Raw genomic sequence first — 20,257 nt, forward strand, 5'->3', positions numbered from 1 at the left:
GGGAAAACTTCATGCACGGTTTGATGAAGGGGGCGCTGGCAGTTCTATTTCGCTATATTTATAGCAACATGTAGGGCTGTCAGGCTCTACTCTACCCATCTATGCACTCCAGAACGCTGATCATTGGTACTCGACAAACTCAAACAACGAATCTTAACGGGATCGCCTACTGAACAAATGGAGGTGGTGGATGAACTTGTTGCAATGAACAACGAGAATGCAGACGAACTCTTTATCGAACTGCTTGAATCCACTGAAAACACTAATTGTCAGTAATCATGAAGTATACCTTGATACTTGTTTTCTCATGTTTCTTACTTAACAAGGAATGTTTTTCTCAAAAATGTGAAAGGCTAGATAGAGTGTTTGTAGAGTTAAATTCTCTTGATACTACCTTAGTTGTTAATTGTCTTAACAACATCGAAACCAGAATCTTTTTAGCGGATAGTAGTGAAATTTTCATGAGGAAATCTGGGTTGGAACTCATAGAAAATGATGAGTATTACCTCATTCATTTTAAATCTGTTGAACAATTACGAAAAAAAGCAATAGAAATAAGGAAGTGTGAGGTTCAACAATCCAACAATAGTGTTTTTCTAGATCCAAGTATCAACTCAATATTTAAAAATATTTATATGGTAGCCCGATCGAAGGAATGCATATACAGGTTTAGAGTTGTTTGGGTGGACGGCATAGAATAGAGGTATTAAGTCTTCCAATTCAAGCGGAATCTGAATTGTGTCTGATCAAAACACCTTATTAAGATTCATTACGAATGTTATCAGTCCATTTGGCAGCCTATGATGATAAATTAGACAGGGCATTATTTTCTTGGGATACTATATATTCCTTTACGGTGATGTAAATTCTAAAAACAGATACGACGAAAATTTAATAAAGTAGGCTAGACTTAAGAAATAATTATATGAGTCATGGGCAAATCGAATCAAATAAATGCAATTAGGGCGTTTTTCATTGTAATTTTTGTGGTTGTAGGACATGCTACTTATGCCATATATTTTGAAACAGAAGAAAATGCTGACACCCTCTACATATTGTATGAACAAGTTGATTTGAATAACATTAGGAAATCTAGCCGGACTTTGTCTGATAATAATGATTATCCAAAGGACTGGGGTAGGACTTATAATATTTTAATTAAAAATCACCTGCATGTTTGGTTTCATTACTATAATAACCTACCCTCTTGGTCTGATTTGGTTTTTGAATATCAGGTAAAACCAATATCATTTCTTGATGAAGTGAATGTTATAGATCAAAACTGGTTCAGAAATACATCTAAAAACAAAATATATAAGACTTTTTCTGGCAAGGATAAAGTCATTTATCTTGTAGAAAAGGATAAATTAATGAATGGTAAAGCAACCTTGATAAGGGTTTATTTTGATGTCCCTGAGAAAGAATAGTATTTGAATTTAATACTACCAGCTAAATCGTAAAACCAAAGCAGGACTTAATCCTGGCCTGTATACTTCACCTGGGATTACTGTAATCCAGGTAAAGTACAATTAGGATTATCACTTATTGATGTAAACTATTATTAGAAGAATTAAGTAAAAACCTGTCAAGTAATATTAGGACGGGTCCCACGGAAGTCTCCAACCCACGGGCGGAAGCCTCCAACCCACACACGGAAGCCCCCAACCAACACACGGAAGCCTCCAACCCATGCACGGAAGCCTCCAACCCACGGGCGGAAGCCTCCAACCAACGCACGGAAGCCCCCAACCAATGCACGGAAGCCTCCAACCAATGCACGGAAGCCCCCAACCAATGCACGGAAGCCTCCAACCAATACACGGAAGCCTCCAACCAATACACGGAAGCCTCCAACCAACGCATGGAAGCCTCCAACCCAGGCACGGTGGACTAAATCCTTATCAAATACCCTAAAAGCCCTCTTCTGTACGATTGTTACCCCTAATCTGTACGCCTGTTGCCAGTGCCAGCCATAGTTTTAAGTTTAAAATACCTAAAGACGAATATAGCGTGTATGAAAAAATCACTGGTAATGATTCTTATGTTGGTCATTTGGGCACCGATGCTCTTCGCCCAGGAAGTGACAGTAACGGAAATCGTGGCAGATGGACCTGGTAATACCTATGAGCTGCTGGCAGAAAAGCTAGGTGGACAGCCCCTCGAAGTGCCGGACTGTGACCATGAAGACAACCAAAAACACATCGATGAGGTATTTGATGAGGCGCTGGGCAAAAATGTCTTTCGGTTTCACATCCACAAGACCATCGATACGGATCGCTGCAAAACGAAGGAAGACCGCCAGCGCAATGAGATCAAGGCTTACAGTCCGTCACCAGACTATCTCAAAGGAATAAGGCGCGAGCAGGTGACTTATGAATGGTACTTTAAAATTGACGAAGGCTTCCAGTCGAGCGCTGGCTTTACACATTTGTTTCAGCTAAAAGTAGTAGGTGGCGATGACGACAAAAATCCGCTGGTGACCATCACTCCACGCAAAGGTGACCCGGACAAGCTGCAGCTACTCCATGGCCGTGGGGGGAATGCCTACACGGCAGTAGAGGAAGTGCCGATAGGGCTGATAAAAGGAAAATGGACCAAAGCAACCTGTGAGGTGCTCTATGCCGAGGATACGGGCTCCCTGCGGATGGACCTTCACCTACTGGATGGCACATCGGTGCTAAGCTATGAAAATACCTCGCTCGACATGTGGAGGGATCAGGCTTCGTTTGTTCGCCCGAAATGGGGCATCTACCGGAGTTTGTCGGATAGTAGTTCGCTGCGCGACGAAACGGTGCTTTTTGCGGACTTCAAAGTCACCGAGGTGGCGGCATGTCCGGTTTGGTATGAAGACAAAGATGGAGATGGTTTGGGTGATCCCAATCATTATACTTTTGCCTGTACCAGGCCTGAAGGGTATGTCCAAAACAATGTAGATAGCGAATGTGGAGACTGGTATGCAGATGCCGATCAGGATGGCCTGGGCGACCCTGAGGTGAAAATGTATGCCTGCGAGAAGCCGGAAGGGTATGTAGCCAATGCGGATGATACGAATGATTCCAGTAGCGATGTGCTAAAGACCGGCTTACAACAAGGGTTTGTGTATCCTAATCCTGTGTCAGAGGTGCTGCAGCTGGAGCATGCAGGTACAGCTCCATGGACGATATATGCTGTAAGTGGAGAAATAGTAGGGCATGCATCTGCCACATATTTTGAGGTCAGTCATTTGCCTGAAGGTGTCTATTTCGTGATGGATGCTCATGGTTCAAGGTTTCGATTTGTCAGATCTAATCACGATTAGTACTAGTTGACCCAAAAGCTATAGGATGCTTTCATAAAAACCTGTTAATTTTCTCTCTAAGCATATAGACATCTATGATCGTAAGGTTGCGGATAGATATTTATATAGGCTTTGATCAGACCCAACCTAAATGTCACATTTACTAAACAACAAACTACTAGTCCTATCATTTTTTCTGGTCTTTTGTGTAAACAACGTACTCTATGGCCAGTATCAGTTTAGACACCTGGCTACAGCCGATGGGCTCTCGCAGGGCTCAGTGATTAGCATCGCGCAGGACTTAAATGGATTGATGTGGTTTGGTACCCGCGATGGACTCAATCGGTATGATGGCAATCAGTTTACGGTATATAGAAATGACCCTGATGACAGTACCACGCTGAGCAACAATGACATCCTGGAGGTTTTGGTAGATCGGTCTGGAGACCTGTGGATAGGCACCTACAATGGGTTAAATCATTACGACTATGACCAGGACAGGTTTACCCGGTATTTAAAAGATGAAAAAGACCCTAACTCCCTGGTGCACAATAGTGTGTGGGCATTGTGCCAAAGCTCTAATGGAACCCTTTATGTAGGCACAGCAGGAGGGTTGTGCCAGTTAAGAAATGGGCGATTGGAGCGAGTGTATCTTACACAAGACAAAACTGATGTGCACGTATATGAGTTGTATCAGTCAACTAGGGGTGAGCTCTATGTAGGGACATCCAGCGGGCTTTTTAAAACCAATCCTACAGGTGGATTTGTGCCTGTAACTCTTGTGCCGGGTAAGGAAATGCATGTGCAGTCCATCGCACTATCACCTGACTCGATGCTTTGGGTGGGTACGCGCCAGGGGCTTTTTGTGTTGGATAAAAACCTGAACGTTCACCGGAGGTTTCGCAGTATCCCGGGGGCAGATCACTCGCTCAGTCATGACGATGTACGGTCGCTCAGTTTTGACCAAAAAGGAAACCTGTGGGTGGGTACCTATAAAGGGCTCAATCAATACGATGGTGAAAAAGGATTTGTAAGGCTACTCAGTGACCCTGCGGATGATGGTAGTCTATCGAAAAACACGATCAAATCTACCTATGTAGACCGTAAAGGCTCGTTATGGGTGGGTGTTTACTATGGAGGAGTCAACCTACTGGATGAAACGAACAGCAATTTTTTAAACTTTAGTCAGCAGCCGGCGGGCAGAGGTTTGAGTTACCCCGTAGTGAGCAGTATGGTGGAGCTCCCATCCGGGAAAATAGTGATCGGCACGGAAGGAGGTGGCATCAACATGCTCGATATGGAGCGCCAAGAAATACAACACATTACAACCGATAATGCACAACTTTCAGATGACAACATAAAGTCGCTGTTTCTTCAGGGGAATACACTTTGGGTGGGAACGCTCAGTAGGGGGCTGGACGTGTACAATATGCAATCCAATGAATGGGTACAGCACTATGACGTGCAAAGTGGCCTGAGTAACAATAGTGTGTACAGTATCTCACATGAAGAAAACCGTGTATGGCTGGGGACTTTTGGAGGCGGGGTGCAGGTGTTGGGCCTGGCAGACCAAACCTTTAAAACCTACCTACACGATGAACAAGACCCTAAGAGTATTTCGGATGACCATGTCCGTGCCGTACATGTAGCTACTGATGGAGGCCTCTGGGTAGGCACGCAGTATGGTCTCAACTACCTTTCGCCTGAATCCAGAGCAGAAGAAACCACAGCGTTTGTCAGGTTCTTTTACAATCCAGAAAAGCGTACTGGTGAGGATATACTGGTGATCCATGAAAGCTCGGATGGTAGGATTTGGGTAGGAACGTATGAGTCAGGTCTTAGCTTATATGACTCTCAAATTCAGGATTTTAAGGCGATAGACCTCTTTGATGGAGCGGATGGCAGCAGCAAGGTAGTTCACGGGATTTTGGAGGACGATGAGGCCAATCTTTGGATAAGTACCAATCAGGGGATAGTCAAATACAACCCGGATACAGGCGAGAGCTTAACCTTTGATGAATCGGATGGGTTGGTATCCAATGAGTTTAATAACAACGCATGCTTGAAAACGACAAACGGGCGTCTCTTTTTTGGTGGCCCTCAGGGGGTAAGTTCATTTTTTCCACGAAAGATACAGCCCAACACCTATACGCCGCGCACCATACTTACAGATTTCAAGGTTTACAATGAATCAGTTGAAGTAGGGGGGCACATCCTATCGCAGGTGATTTCTGAAACCAGTGAGCTGGTGTTGGATCATGATGAGGCCATCTTTTCTATTGATTTTGCGATTCCAAATTTTATCAATCCAGATAAAAACATCTACGCCTACCGGCTGTCTGGTCTGGAAGAAAACTGGAACATTTCGCATACAAACACTGCCACCTATACCATTCAGCGACCCGGTATGTATACATTCGAAGTGCGTGGTGCTAACAATGATGGTTTGTGGAGCGATGAGGTCACCACCTTGGCAATACGTGTAAAACCGGCTCCATGGCGTACATGGTGGGCTTTTGTAATCTACTTTTTAGTGGTGGTGGTTTCCTTGCTTGCTTTAGGCCGGATCATTGCCTCTCGATCAAAATTGCGTCATCAGCTAGAGTTAGAACACCTGGAGCACGAGCGTCAGCAGTCGTTGCATCAGATGAAATTGCGGTTTTTCACCAATATTTCTCATGAATTTCGTACGCCACTCACCCTCATTTTGGGGCCTCTGGCGCAGATTTTGGCAGACTATCAGGGACCCAACAAAGTCTACAAGCAGCTGCAGGTAATGGAAAAAAATGCTCAACGGCTGCTAAGGCTCATTAATCAACTGCTCGACTTTAGGAAGTTCGAAAACCAGCACGAAAAGCTTCAAGCTGCTGAAGGCAACATTGTGAAATTCGTAGAAGAAATCTTTTTGTCCTTTAAGCAGCATGCAAAGATCCACAACATTACCTACAAGCTGTCAAAAAGTGACGAATCCATCATGGCGTGGTATGATCGGGATAAGCTGGAGCGCGTGTTTTATAATCTGCTGAGCAATGCCTTTAAGTATACGGACGAAGGAGGGCGTATTACTGTAGAAATAGAGCTTCAAACTTCACATGTGCAAATAGTGGTAAAAGACACGGGTGTAGGTATGGCACCCGAGCACCTGGAGCGTATTTTTGATAGGTTTTATGAGATAGAGCACCAGCAGCCAATTTCAAAAATGCAACAAGCAGGTACAGGTATTGGCCTGGCCATTGTCAAAGCTGTGGTGGAAATGCATCAAGGACAGATTCGTGCCGAAAGTGAAAAAGGAACAGGGAGCACATTTTCCGTATCGCTACCTCTTGGTAGAGCACACCTGTCAGAAGATCAGGTGCTTACAGATTTTCGCAATAGTGAAGATGCACTTGTATACCAAAAAATAAATGAGGATGAGCTAGAGCTGCTCCGCGAAGATAAAGCCCAGGACTTAATACATGTCAATCAGGATACGAGCCTGCCTTTGATTCTGGTAGTGGAAGACAATGCATCGGTCAGGCAGTTAATTGTGGAAGTGTTTGCTGGCGAATACCGTATAGAGCAAGCCGCCGATGGTATGGAAGGCTTCAAAAAGGCCATTAATCTCGTGCCTGATCTTATTATCAGTGATGTGATGATGCCCAAGATGGACGGGATAGAGTTTTGCTTTCAAGTAAAATCCAATTTGAAAACCAGTCATATACCGTTTGTGCTGTTGACTGCTCGTACCTCACTGATTTTTAAGTTTGAAGGGCTGGAGTCTGGCGCAGACGAATACATCAACAAGCCATTTCATGTAAAGGAGGTACAACTTAAAGTACGCAATTTACTCAGAGCCTTTGATCGTATCCGCAAAAAATTTGCGGAAGATACTGTGGTGAAACCAGCGGACATTACAGTGTCTTCCATGGATGAGAAGTTGCTGAAAAGAGCCCTGGATATAATAGAAGAGCATATCGGTAATGAATTCTTTAATATTCAGCTATTTAGTTCGGAGTTGGGGGTGAGCCGTACGATGTTGTTTACCAAGATCAAGGCATGGACCAACTTGACCCCAAATGAATTCATACAAAGTATGCGCATGAAGCGAGCTGCACAGCTGCTGGAGCAGAATAAGCTGAGTGTTTCTGAGGTGAGCTATCAGGTGGGCTATACCAACCCAAAGTACTTTAGCAAGTGTTTTCAAAAGCATCATGGAGAGACGCCCTCGGCATACGCCGAAAAATTCACCGTTCGGACTGATGAAATTGATCAATAATTACGCTGACTGGCTTATAGAGTAGAAATTGAACTTCTGTACCCCTGGTTTCGGACTTTTGTAACCCACAGACTCCTTAAGATTGGACTGAAATATCAACGCGAACTTTTGTGAAATATAAAATCAGTTTTCTTGAGGTAGCACTCAGTGTAGTCATTGTCTTTATGGTGCTGCTGATGATTTACTTATTCTAACCGAAAACAAGTATGAAAATGAACATTTTCCTAACTAGAAACTCCAGGAGCTTGCTCGGGCTACTGGCAATGATGATGAGCTGTTGGGCATGGGCACAGCAGCGGACGGTGACGGGCACAGTCACTACTACCGACGGGGAAGAGTTGCCCGGGGTATCGGTACTGGTGTCAGGTACCACATCTGGTACCATTACGGATATGGACGGCAATTACACACTTAGTGTCGAAGGTGATGATGCCCGTTTGATATTTAGTTTCATAGGTTTTGAGCAGAAAGAAGTGGCTGTGGGCAGCCGCTCTGTAGTAGACGTTACCATGACGGATGACCTGGTTTCTCTGGATGAAGTAGTGGTAGTGGGATATGGAGCCGTAAAGAAAAGCGACCTTACGGGCTCTGTTTCCTCCGTGAAGGCAGAAGAAATCGCAGCCTTTCCGGCATTGTCTGCAGTACAGACCTTGCAAGGTAGAGCTGCCGGTGTGCAGATCCAATCAAACAATGGAGGACAGCCGGGCGCCGACTACAGCATCAAAATTAGAGGTGGAACCTCCATCAATGCAAGTAGTGATCCTATTCGTGTGGTAGATGGGTTTGTAGGAGCAGAAATGCCTCCACCAGAAGACATTGCTTCTATCGAGATCCTAAAAGATGCTTCCGCTACAGCGATCTATGGGTCACGCGGTGCCAATGGGGTTATACTCATTACCACTAAGCGTGGTAAGGCCGGCAAAACCAAAATTAACTTTAACAGCTCCTACACCACTCAGTCGGTACTTAATGAACTGGACCTACTCAATGGTGAGGAGTTTGGAGACTACATGCGACAACTTACGCCAGCCTACGAAGGTGGCGGAGCCAATACCAACTGGCAAGAGGAGATTTACCAGACAGGAATCATAGCCAACAATCAGCTTTCCATCACAGGAGGAAATGAGAATTTGCGCTATTACGTGTCAGGTACCTATTTTGATCAGCAAGGTGTGGTTATTGGGTCTGGCTACAATCGCTATTCGGTCAATAGCAACATGGATATTCAGGCCAACGACTTCCTGAAACTAGGTGTAAGCCTATACGGTCGCAGAAGTACCAGCGAAGGGGTCACCACTCAGGAAAATAGCGGAGGTGCCGGCCAGGCGGGAGTTATTTCATCTGCATTCCGTTTCAATCCAGACCTGGGCATCTACCATCCGGATGGCACATACACTACTTCTACGATAGGTGATGAAATAGATAACCCTTATGCCCTGGCTACGGCCTATGAGCGTGAGCGGGTAACGGACAGGTTCCAAACCAACAACTACGCGGAGGTGGAGATAGCGGATTGGTTAACCTTCAAGAGCACACTTGGCCTGACGTATAACAACTGGCGAAACGGAGAGTATTATCCTTCCTCCCTAATAGCAGGAGCAAGCCAAAATGGGCTGGCAGAAATGGAGACTATGAAGCAAACCTCTGTACTAAGTGAAAACTACTTTACGATCAACAAGACTGTAGGAGATCATTCCCTTACCTGGGTAAATGGTTATTCATACCAGCACAATCAAAGTGAGCGTTTCAATGCTGGCAATCGACAGTTTATCAATGATGCCGCAGGCTATTGGGGGTTAGGCAATGGATCTGATCCGTTGGTGCCCGGCTCTTCTATCACTGAGTCAGTGATTAAGTCCTACTATTCCCGAGCCAACTATTCGTTTTTGAACCGCTATATCCTCACGATGACGGCTCGTTATGACGGAGCTTCCAACTTTGCTGCTAAAAACAAATGGGCATTTTTTCCATCTGCGGCACTGGCCTGGGATATGAAAGGGGAGTCCTTTTTGGATCCCGTAGATTTTATTAGTCAATGGAAATGGCGAGTGAGTTATGGTGTGACCGGAAATCAGGCCATTGGTCCGTATCAGTCACTAGCTGAGCTGGCGTCTATTTACCATAGCAATGGCGATCAGCTACAAAACGCCTTGAAAGTGGATAATTTGGCCAATGATCAGCTCACCTGGGAGTCCACTACGCAGTTTGACATAGGTGCCGACATAGGTATCTATGATGGGAGAGTAAACCTGACTGTAGACTATTACAGAATGGAAACACAAGACTTGCTGGTTCAGCGACAGCTGCCATCATACGTGGGTGTATCTAGCCAGTGGCAAAACATCGGCAGGTTGGAAAACAAGGGTGTCGAACTTTCATTAAATACCCGAAATTTCGTAGGGCCATTTACGTGGGATACCGACTTCAATATTTCATTCAATCGTAATAAAATCCTCGAATTGCCTGATCACGCAGATGAATTTTACAATTCTGCACCCGGACACTTCTTGCTTTCCAATACAGGTATACTGCGTGAAGGCGAGGCTGTGGGATCTTTTTACGGATTTATCTATGACGGTATCTATCAGGCAGGTGATGAGTTTTTGCCAGGCAGTGGATTTGAGCAAGAGGCTGGCGGTGAGCGTTTTCAGGATATCAGTGGGCCTGATGGAGTGCCTGACGGTGAGCTGACCAATGACGACCGTACGATCATCGGCAACCCCAACCCGGATTTTATCTGGTCCATGAACAATACCTTTACTTACAAAGGATTTGACCTCAATGTGTTTTTTCAGGGCTCTCAGGGTAACGAAATGCTCAACTATACCCTGATGGAGCTGGATATCCTTACAGGCCAAAACAATGCAACCAAGGCGGCCTTGGATGCATGGACGCCTACCAACCCGAATACAGATGTGCCAAAAGTGACAGGAACACGGTCTAAACGTGTATCTACGCGCTGGGTATATGATGCGAGCTATATCAGGTTGAAAAATGTGGCCCTGGGCTATACCTTTCCTAAAGCCTTGTTGGCAAAAGCCAAAATCAGCTCACTGCGCATGTACGTGAGTGCACAAAACCTACTCACCTTTACTGAGTACCCTGGTCTGGACCCAGAGGTAGGGTATCGCAACTCTAATAACAGTAGAAATGGAAACCTGATGGTAGGGCTCGACTATGGTAGCTATCCGAATGTGCGTGCTTTCACTTTTGGAATAAATCTGGGACTATAATCACCTCAAAAGAAGAAAATCATGAAAAAGCAATATTCAATATTTACACTTCTGGCATTCCTTTTCATCGCTTCGTTTTCTTGCGAGGATCTGGAAGAAGAACCTGTAGGCTTGCTCAATCCAGAGGCTTTTTATAAAACACCCTCTGATGTACTTGTAGGACTAAACGGAGCCTATTCGGCTATAGCCAGCGAAGAGTTTTATGGACGTAAGCTTTCGCTCTCGCTGCTATTGAGGAGCGATATGGTCACCATAGGTGATCAGGGTACGAGTAGTCGACGAATTGACGTAGATCAGTTTAACATGTCTGCAGACAATGGCATGGTATCTAAGTTTTGGCCAAAGGGCTACGAAGCATTGGCTGCTGTCAACTATGCAGTAGAAGGTGCTGCGAATATCGATGCAGATGAGGAAGTGAGAAAAGCACTCATTGCTGAAGGATATTTCATACGTGCTTTTATCCATTTTCACTTTGTGCGGTTGTTTGGAAATATTCCCTATATAGACTTTCCGTTCAAGGATCCTGAGCTGGCTTACAATCTGAAAGAAACAAACGTAGATGACGTTTATGCAGGTATCATCGCTGATTTGGAGTATGCAAAGGAATGGTTGCCAGACCAGCAAAATACTCGTGCCAGAGCCAGTAAAGGTGCTGCAGCAGCTCTGTTGGCTTCCGTGCAGCTGACTAGAGGCAACTGGCAAGCTGCCTATGACGAAGCTAAGTATGTGATAGACAATGCCGGAGCATTTGGTTATGCCCTGGAGCCGGATTTTCAAGCCTTGTTTGATGCGAGTCTTCCCGAATCATCACCAGAAGTCATATTCGAAATTGACTTTAGAGGCAATGATCAGGATGCCGGAGGTAATTACAGTAGAGACTACATGGCTTCTGTTACAGGCATTCGTGGTGATAGCCGCCACGAAACAGGAGAGGGCTGGAGTGTAGCAGTACCCAGCATGGAGGTGTACAATAGCTGGGATTCACGTGACTATCGCAAAGCAGTGAGTTTCGATACGGTCACGCTGATCAACGACGATACCGTTCATTATTCGAACTGGGATCAGGTGCCTCGTGGAGTGGCACGTCCTCATATCGCCAAATATTTCCGATATCCGGGCAAGTCGGGCATCAATGCCAGAGACTCAGATCAGGATTACCCGGTAATCCGATATGCGGAGGTGTTGCTGATAGCTGCAGAAGCCGCCAATGAGCTAAACGGACCTACAGCAGAGGCTATTGGGTTTGTAAACCAGGTACGTGAGCGTGCTCGACGTGAGCTGGATGGAGACGCTGCTACTAACAATGCTTATCCTGAAGATGTGACTACAGGTCAAACACAAGATTCGTTTAGAGACCTGGTACTAAATGAGCGCAGACTTGAGCTTGCCTTCGAGTTTGGGCGATGGTATGACATAGTCCGCAGGCAGCTGGGTGAAGAGTCATTCGGTCCTGGCACACTCGAGCCAGACAATGCCTTTAAAGCTTCTAGAGACTACCTGTTTCCAAAGTTTGCGGGCGATTTGGACCGCAATGAAAACCTAAAACAGAACGACGGTTATTAATGCAAACAATTGAGGCTGCTTTGGAGCAATACTCCAGAGCAGCCTTCTATAGAATCACAATTCAAATACACTTTTTCATGTCAAAATTACTTGTTGCACTCTCGCTTGTAGTAATAGTCGTTTGCCACCAGGCATGTACTTCCAATCAGGAAACTCAAGCTGCTGAGAACCAAAAGTCTACATCAGCCAATCCGTTAGATTTTGTGATCTCTCGTGTGAAAAGCGTGGATTATCCTGCGCGGGCAGGAGCATTTCCGCGAAGCCTGGAACCAAATGGCGAAGTGCGGAAAGTGCCATCAAAAGATTGGACGAGTGGATTTTACCCTGGAGTCTTGTGGTATGCATTTGAGCTGAGCAAAGATCCCGCTATCAAAAAGCGGGCTGAAGAATGGACCTGGCTGGTAGAACCCGAGAAGACCAATGATCGCACCCACGATATGGGGTTTAAGATCAACTGTAGCTTTGGCAATGCTTATCGGCTGACAAGTAATGAAGATTACAAAGCAGTAATTCTGGAAAGTGCTGCTACGCTGGCTACCCGGTACAACGACACAGTAGGATGCATTAGATCCTGGGATTTCAATCGGGAGACCTGGGATTTTCCCGTAATCATCGACAACATGATGAACCTGGAGCTGCTGTTTTTGGCTACACAGTACGCTGGCGATTCTTCTTATTATGATATCGCTTATCAGCATGCCAAAACAACTTTAGAAAATCACTTTAGAGAGGACAATAGCTCTTATCATGTGGTAGACTATGATCCTGAGACGGGCGAGGTGCGAATGAAAGTAACCCATCAGGGAATAAGTGATGAATCATCGTGGGCGAGGGGCCAGGCATGGGGACTTTACGGGTTTACGATGGCTTACCGTTTTACCAAAGACTCCTCTTTTCTGAAAAAAGCCCAGGCTATTTATCAATATATGTTCAGCCACCCTTCACTACCTGGTGATTTAATTCCATACTGGGATTATGATGCCCCAGATGATAACAAACCACGAGATGTGTCTGCAGCTACAGTTACTGCTTCAGCGCTTTATGAGCTGTCAGACTTTTCAGCAAATAGTAATATGAGGGAACATGCAGATCAGATACTTGCCAACCTCATGAAGAACTACACTGTTCCAGAAAATGCACCTCATCCATTTATCCTTGACCATAGCACTGGCAACATGCCAAAGACTGATGAGGTGGATGTGCCGATAAGCTATGCTGATTATTACTTTATAGAAGCTCTCCTTCGTCAAAAGGAACTAGATCTAAGATGATGATACCCAACAAATACTTGAATGTCCTGGTGCTGCTGATCGTCAGCGCTGGTGTGCTCGCGCAGAGCCGAATGACACTAATGAATGAGAACTGGCAGTATCTGGAAGCAAATATGAGCAACATAGAGCAAGCCAGGAGCATGGACAATTGGGAGCCTATAGACCTTCCACACACCTGGAATGCCTTAGATGTGACCGACCAAACTCCAGGTTATAGACGAACTGCAAGTTGGTATCGAAAATCACTTGATTTAGAGCAGCTTAATGGAAGATACCTTTTGTACTTTGAGGGTGCCAACACCAAGACTCAGCTCTATGTGAATGGGCGTTATGCCGGCGGTCATCTGGGGGGATATGTTGGTTTTGAAATAGAGCTCACAGAATTTTTAAAAAATGGAGCTAATGAACTAATGGTGCGGGTGGACAATGGGTATGATCGTCAGCTCATACCATCTCAGCAATCTGATTTTTTTATCTATGGAGGCATAACGCGGGATGTATGGCTAAAGCAAGTACCCGAAACATATCTGTCAGACATCACCATTACTACGCCACAAGTCAGCGAAAAAGTAGGCCAAACGAACATCGCTGTGGAACTCAAAGGCAATGAAAAGCATCAGCAAGTAGTGGAACTCTCTATAGTAGACCCTACGGGAATCACCGTATTTTCGGATAAAGCTAAATCAGGAACGAGTGGAAAGGCGTTGTTTGAGTTTAAGGTGAAAAGGCCGATGCTTTGGGATATTTCAAACCCAAACCTGTACACTGTAGTAGCGCGTCTCAGCAATGGTGACGAGCTTCAGGATCGCTATGGCTATCGCTGGTTTCATTTCGAACCACACGGACCTTTTTACCTCAATGGTAAGCGGTTGTTGCTGCGAGGTACGCACCGGCATGAGGAATTGGCAGGCGTAGGCGCGGCTCTGTCAAATGCTCAGCACCAAGCCGATATTCAGGCTATAAAGGACATGGGAGCAAATTTCATACGCCTGGGGCATTACCCTCAGGACCCGGAAGTTTACCGCGCATGTGATGAGCTTGGGTTGCTGGTGTGGGATGAGCTGCCCTGGTGCCGTGGGGGAATAGGTGATGAAGTCTGGAAAGCCAATACACAACGACTGCTGGAGGAGATGATAGACCAAAACATCAACCACCCAAGTATTGTATTGTGGTCTCTGGGCAATGAAATTTATTGGTTGCCAGAATTTGAGGGTGGTGGTGATCCAGATGAGATCAACCCCTTTCTACAGCAACTGCACAACCTTTCTCATCAATTAGACCCGTATCGCAAGACGGCTATTAGAAAGTATTATGAAGGAGCGGATATTGTAGATGTCTTTAGTCCATCTATTTGGTCTGGCTGGTACTCAGGCACTTATAAGAATTACGAGCAGGCACTTAACAAGTCTTTAGCTAAGTATGATCACTTCGTACATATGGAATATGGGGGCTCTAGCCATGTGGGCAGGCATACCGAAAATCCCATCACCGGAGATGGACTGATCAACCCAAATGAGTGGGAGGAAGCTGTGAACCAGGTAGAAGTGATGAACATTGCCCAAAATGGAGATTGGAGTGAAAATTACATCGTTGACTTGTTTGATTGGCACTTGCAGATCTCAGAGACTCATCCAGATTTTATGGGTAATGCCCAATGGGCTTTTCGTGATTTTGGGACCCCTTTACGCCCAGAAAATGACATTCCATATGTAAACCAAAAAGGACTGGTGGACCGCTCAGGCAAACCCAAGGACGCATACTATGTATTCAAAAGCTATTGGTCGGATGAGCCATTTGCTTATATAGAATCGCATACGTGGACCGAACGGTCTGGCCCTGATGGTGTAAAACGAGAAATTAATGTGTTTAGTAATGCTGATGAAGTGGAGTTTTTCCTAAACGGAAAGCTTTTAGGTCGTAAACAAAGAGATTTGAGTAGTTATCCGGCTTGTGGCCTCACCTGGGATGTACAGTTTGAGGCTGGCGCTAACGAACTTCGCGCTGTAGCTTACAAGGCCGGTAAGCAGGTGGCCACGGATTCTATGACGGTAAATTATCGCTTTGAGAAAGCAGGTACCCCTGATGCATTAACGCTAAGTTTTGCTAAGCTGGAAAATGGCAATTTACTAGTGACAGCCCATGCCGTAGATCAAAACGGGCTGAGATGCCTGGATTATGAGGAAAAGGTGTATTTCCAATGCCTGGAGGGAGGGAAGCTGGTAGAGCATTTAGGCACTCCTACAGGTAGTTCTGTGATTGCTATGGCCAATGGGATGGCTGCTATTGAGGTAGTACCAGATGCGTCAGCGGCTACATTGGTGATGACCGTACTCAACCAGAGTTTTAAGGGGACGTTTCTGGAAATTCCGCTTCTGGTTAAAACACCATAAAAATCGAATAAAGCATACACCTGGCTCCAACAAGTAGAACAAATAAGTTTTTTGGTGTATGCTTTTTTCTTTATCCTTTCAAATACCGATACAATCATTTATCGTCTATATAGGCGATATTATTAATTATCGATTAAATAACCGATATTTGATGAATGTTCGCAATTCTTACCGGAGACATCATCAACTCTCGTCAGGTCAATTCTTCTCAATGGATAGATGACCTGACAACAACACTCAATCAATACGGTAGCAGTCCACAGCAATGGGAAATATACCGGGGAGACAGTTTTCAACTCGAAGTAGCAGCTGCTAATGGCCTGCTTGCGGCGCTTCATCTCAAGGCTACTATTCGTCAGCACGCTGGTTTGGATGTGCGTGTGGCTATTGGCTTAGGCCAAAAGGACTATGAAGGAGCCCAGGTAACTCAATCAAATGGGCCTGCATTTGTCCGCTCTGGTCAGCTTTTTGACGAACTCAGAAAGCAGACACTGGCCGTACGGAGTGATGATGAAAAGCGAGATGCACACATCAACCAACTACTTGCTCTCGCTACACTTACCATAGATCATTGGGCCCCAGGGGCAGCAGCGGTGGTGAAAGTCGCTATAGAGCATCCAAATGCTAACCAGCAGGAGCTAGCCCGCATCATGGGAAAATCTCAGAGTACTATAAGTGAAGCTCTCAAACGCGCAGGCTTTGAAGAGATCATGAGAATGGAGCAGACTTTCAAAAACTCAATCAGCTAGCCAGATGCTTACCATCACACTAAAATTATTACTAGCGCACATAATAGGGGACTTTGTGCTTCAGCCAGCACAATGGGTTCGAGATAAGGAGCTCAAAAAAATTGCTTCACCATTTTTATACCTACATGTGCTTTTGCACGGGATGCTCGTCTGGCTGATGTTTCAGTTTGATGTGCAGTACTTATGGGTAGCCGTGACTATTTCGGTAAGTCATGGACTGATAGATGCGTGTAAATTATATGCCCAGCGTTGGCACCACAGATGGGTGTTTTTCCTGGATCAACTAGCCCATTTAATAGTAATAGCTTGGGTGGTTCATGACTTGACCCCAAATGTGTGGACCTGGAACCTTAACCTGACAAATGCACATTTTCTACTGATTACAGCGCTGCTGTTGGTCTCGGTAGTATCATCTATAGTTATGCGCGTGCTGATGTCCAGATGGGCCCTGGAAGAAGATACTGCCGAAGAATCTCTTTCCAATGCTGGTAAATACATTGGTGTTTGCGAGCGACTGTTGGTGTTTGCTTTTATTGTTTTAGGTCAGTGGCAGGCCATTGGGTTTCTGATAGCGGCCAAGTCAGTATTCAGGTTTAGTGACCTGTCTCGCGCCAAAGACCGTAAACTTACCGAGTACATACTGATAGGCACCTTGCTGAGTTTTGGCTTGGCTATCATCATTGGCTTGGCCTATTTGCACCTACTCAAACATGTCTAATCAAAAATAGGCTGCCACATGGCCATTCTAAAATGAATCCATGTGACAGCCCGCTTTTAATCAAACCAAAAAAATAAGTGCGCTAATTATTATTTAAAGCTATAGGGACCACCTACAGAGATTAGGGCATTGTCGAAGCTCTGCGAGTAGAAAACACCTCCAGCAGCTTCGGTATGTTGCTCACCAGAAGTACCACCAGTGCCATAGTTTCTACGTACTACTACACCTATGCGCTGCATGTCTGTAAAAGCAAAAGTTCCTAGTGCCGCATCATCATCAAATAGCGTGGCAGGAATCGATAAGTTCATCCATCCATTTTCGTCTGCCTCGAACCCAAGCTCCTTTAATTCGGTGGGAGATGGGGTAAATTCATAATCATCACCATCAAACCGCATGCGCAAGCCAAAGAGTACATCGTCATATTCCGCCGGGAGATCCCCCACATTAATTTGTAGGTTGAAGTAAATAGAGGCATCTGTGGCACCAGAAAAGAATTCGGCATGTGTTCCGGCAGGCTGAGCAGATGAGTTTTGCACAATAGCCGTATAGCTTCCAGACAAGTCTGCAGTACAGTATCCCTCAAAATGAAAGAAGTTCCCATCTATAGCACTGGGCAATGCCTTGGCATTGGCTTTAACAGTTTCGTCATTTGACACCCCAAAGACAGTTGATTCTTCAGCGTCCGGAGAGCCAGTGTATACACCATCTTGTTCACCATCAAAAGTCATCATTAACTCTGAGGTGGTTTTGATAATGTAAAATTCAACAACTTCAGTCGATGTGGTATTGGTGCCACCATCATTTACAATGGTAAGTGAATTGGGACCTACTGCTACACCTTCGGGAATCGTAATTTCTACCGAACTCTCTGAAGTACTTACGATAGTGGCTTCTACTTCACCTACCTTTACAGAGGACACAGTGGTCATTTCCGTTCCATTAACGACTACCTGATCACCAGGTTCGGCAGACACAGGGCTCACACTTGTAACCTCTACAGCGCCTACTATGATCACTGTAAAATCTTCAGCACTCTGACCGAGACCACCTTCGGTTCTTACTGATATTTTGCCAGTAGTGGCTCCTTCGGGTACAGTTGCTACTATTTCTGTAGTGGTGTTCGAAACAATCGCAGCTTCCGAATTACCTATTGTTACTGCAGTGGCTCCGTCCAGGTCTGTCCCGGTTATGGTCACATTGTCACCAGGCTCTCCACTAGCTGGAGAAAAGGAAAGAACTACGGGAATGCGGGGATCATCTCCTCCTTCATCTTCACTACAGCTGAAGTTTGTCATTATCAGCGCAAGCCCAATTAGGACTGTGGTCAGTCTGTTTAAATATTGCATTTCTATAAAAGTTAGATTGAAAATTTCTTTACCTGCAGAGGTAGGAAATAGCCCACTTTCAATCGTTCAGGATAGGGGTACTAATCGTACAATTTGGACCAAAGCACGGTGTATTACTGTGCTGACAATGAAAATAGCACGAAATAAACTGTGCTCTAGTAGTGTAAATTGTAAATTATAAAGGTAAATGAGAGAATAATTTGAAATCTTTCATACCGTGTATAAATTACACAGTAAAGAACTCTACACACATATGAAAAACTCTATAATCATACTTTCATTAGCCGCAAGTGTTTTGGCTTGCGAGCAAAAGAACCAGTTGATACTCGAATCCTCCGAATCAGGTATTGATGCAAAATCGGTAGTCTTATCACGAACTGAAGTACCTGCTGTATCTACTGAGTTTTTTCTCTTAAAAGACACGCAGGGCCAGACTTTACCCTTACAATTTGACGACCTGGATAGTGATGGCAAATGGGATGAAGTGGCTTTTCAGGTTTCGTTTGAAACCAATCAGGTGGCTCTAGAAGTGTTTCCTGCAGAGGAAGCTGACTTGCCTGATTTTCCAATGAGAACGGATGTGTATTTAGGTCATAGCCCAGAGCGCAATGGACAGTTTCAGTCTGTCAGTTACAACGAGCGTCCGGCTGATCACGTAGCGATGAGCACACCTTTTTTATATCAGTATGAAGGGCCAGGATGGGAAAGTGACCTGGTAGCTTTTAGAACTTACTTTGATAGCAGAAATGGTAAAGACATATTTGGTAAGACAAAACCTGCACTTCAGATTACCAAAATAGGTTTAGAAGGAAACTATCACGAACTAGCCGACTGGGGCATGGATGTGCTCAAAGTAGGCAACTCGCTGGGAGCAGGCGCCATAGCTATGCTGAAGAATGACTCCATCTACAAATTGGGAGATACTGACCTGGCTTCTTTTGAAATCGTCACTGAAGGTCCTGTACGCTCAATACTCAAGCTTAAGTACAGTGGTTGGGATGTGGCCGGTGAGACTTATGACTTAGAAGAAACCATCAGTATCTGGGCAGGAAAGCGAAGCTATCAAAGTGCGCTCAAGCTGAAAAATGCATCTAGTGACACCTTGGTTACAGGTATTGTCAACCTCAAAGATCTGAGTGCTCAGGATCTAGAGGTGTCAGGTTTCAAGATTCGATACACACACGGTAAGCAAAGTGAAAACAAAGACGAGTTGGGCATGGCCGTGATGGTGCCCGTGGCTGGTGCTGCAGGTTTTGGTGCTGCTCCAGAACAGGGCGATGGAGTCACCAATACTTACACTGCTATGCTATCTCCTGTAGAGGGTACTTATACTTATCACTTCTATGCCGGATGGGTCCAAGAAAACGCGGCATTCAAGGATGAAGAAAGTTTTAAAGCGTCTTTGACAGCTGCAGCAAAAGAACTAAATGCCGAGGTGTCTATTGTAAAATAATT

The 20,257-nt window shown here is 45.1% G+C and carries 11 protein-coding genes; 10 read left to right on the forward strand and 1 reads right to left on the reverse strand.

The window, feature by feature from the left end; all coding sequences use genetic code 11:
- The first annotated feature begins 932 nt into the window (after window positions 1-932).
- From C7460_RS19125 to C7460_RS19170, 9 genes are all read left to right on the forward strand, one after another.
- Window positions 933-1,427 (forward strand): hypothetical protein, encoded by a 495-nt coding sequence (locus tag C7460_RS19125; protein ID WP_115869744.1) that lies wholly within the window; start codon window positions 933-935, stop codon window positions 1,425-1,427.
- A 587-nt stretch (window positions 1,428-2,014) separates the two neighbouring features.
- Entirely contained in the window at window positions 2,015-3,298 is a 1,284-nt protein-coding gene (locus tag C7460_RS19135) for a T9SS type A sorting domain-containing protein (RefSeq protein ID WP_115869746.1), read from the forward strand.
- 130 nt (window positions 3,299-3,428) lie between these two features.
- On the forward strand, window positions 3,429-7,532 hold the full coding sequence (locus tag C7460_RS19140) for a hybrid sensor histidine kinase/response regulator transcription factor (RefSeq protein ID WP_115869747.1): 4,104 nt from the start codon (window positions 3,429-3,431) through the stop codon (window positions 7,530-7,532).
- 212 nt (window positions 7,533-7,744) lie between these two features.
- On the forward strand, window positions 7,745-10,765 hold the full coding sequence (locus tag C7460_RS19145) for a SusC/RagA family TonB-linked outer membrane protein (RefSeq protein WP_115869821.1): 3,021 nt from the start codon (window positions 7,745-7,747) through the stop codon (window positions 10,763-10,765).
- Window positions 10,766-10,786: 21 nt separating this feature from the next.
- Window positions 10,787-12,328: a RagB/SusD family nutrient uptake outer membrane protein gene (locus tag C7460_RS19150; RefSeq protein ID WP_115869748.1), complete on the forward strand. Its 1,542-nt coding sequence runs from the start codon at window positions 10,787-10,789 to the stop codon at window positions 12,326-12,328.
- A gap of 77 nt (window positions 12,329-12,405) precedes the next feature.
- Window positions 12,406-13,599, forward strand: coding sequence for a glycoside hydrolase family 88 protein (locus C7460_RS19155; RefSeq protein ID WP_115869749.1), 1,194 nt, complete (start codon window positions 12,406-12,408; stop codon window positions 13,597-13,599).
- On the forward strand, window positions 13,596-15,989 hold the full coding sequence (locus C7460_RS19160) for a glycoside hydrolase family 2 protein (protein WP_115869750.1): 2,394 nt from the start codon (window positions 13,596-13,598) through the stop codon (window positions 15,987-15,989). The genes C7460_RS19155 and C7460_RS19160 overlap by 4 nt, the downstream gene beginning before the upstream one ends.
- 155 nt (window positions 15,990-16,144) lie before the next feature.
- Window positions 16,145-16,738, forward strand: a complete 594-nt coding sequence (locus tag C7460_RS19165) for a SatD family protein (RefSeq protein WP_115869751.1) — start codon at window positions 16,145-16,147, stop codon at window positions 16,736-16,738.
- 4 nt (window positions 16,739-16,742) lie between these two features.
- The gene (locus C7460_RS19170) at window positions 16,743-17,456 is read left to right on the forward strand and encodes a DUF3307 domain-containing protein (protein WP_115869752.1); all 714 of its coding nucleotides are present in this window, start codon (window positions 16,743-16,745) and stop codon (window positions 17,454-17,456) included.
- Between the two features lie 89 nt (window positions 17,457-17,545).
- Here the strand turns inward: C7460_RS19170 and C7460_RS19175 are convergent, their stop codons facing one another.
- The gene (locus C7460_RS19175) at window positions 17,546-18,802 is read right to left on the reverse strand and encodes an IPT/TIG domain-containing protein (protein WP_115869753.1); all 1,257 of its coding nucleotides are present in this window, start codon (window positions 18,800-18,802) and stop codon (window positions 17,546-17,548) included.
- Window positions 18,803-19,055: 253 nt separating this feature from the next.
- Here C7460_RS19175 and C7460_RS19180 point away from each other — a divergent pair, with 253 nt between their 5' ends.
- Window positions 19,056-20,255 carry a DUF4861 domain-containing protein gene (locus C7460_RS19180; protein WP_115869754.1) on the forward strand — a complete coding sequence of 400 codons (1,200 nt, stop codon included), beginning with the start codon at window positions 19,056-19,058 and terminating at the stop codon, window positions 20,253-20,255.
- Window positions 20,256-20,257 lie beyond the last annotated feature (2 nt).

It is taken from the genome of Marinoscillum furvescens DSM 4134, assembly GCF_003386095.1.
Classification (GTDB): domain Bacteria; phylum Bacteroidota; class Bacteroidia; order Cytophagales; family Cyclobacteriaceae; genus Marinoscillum; species Marinoscillum furvescens.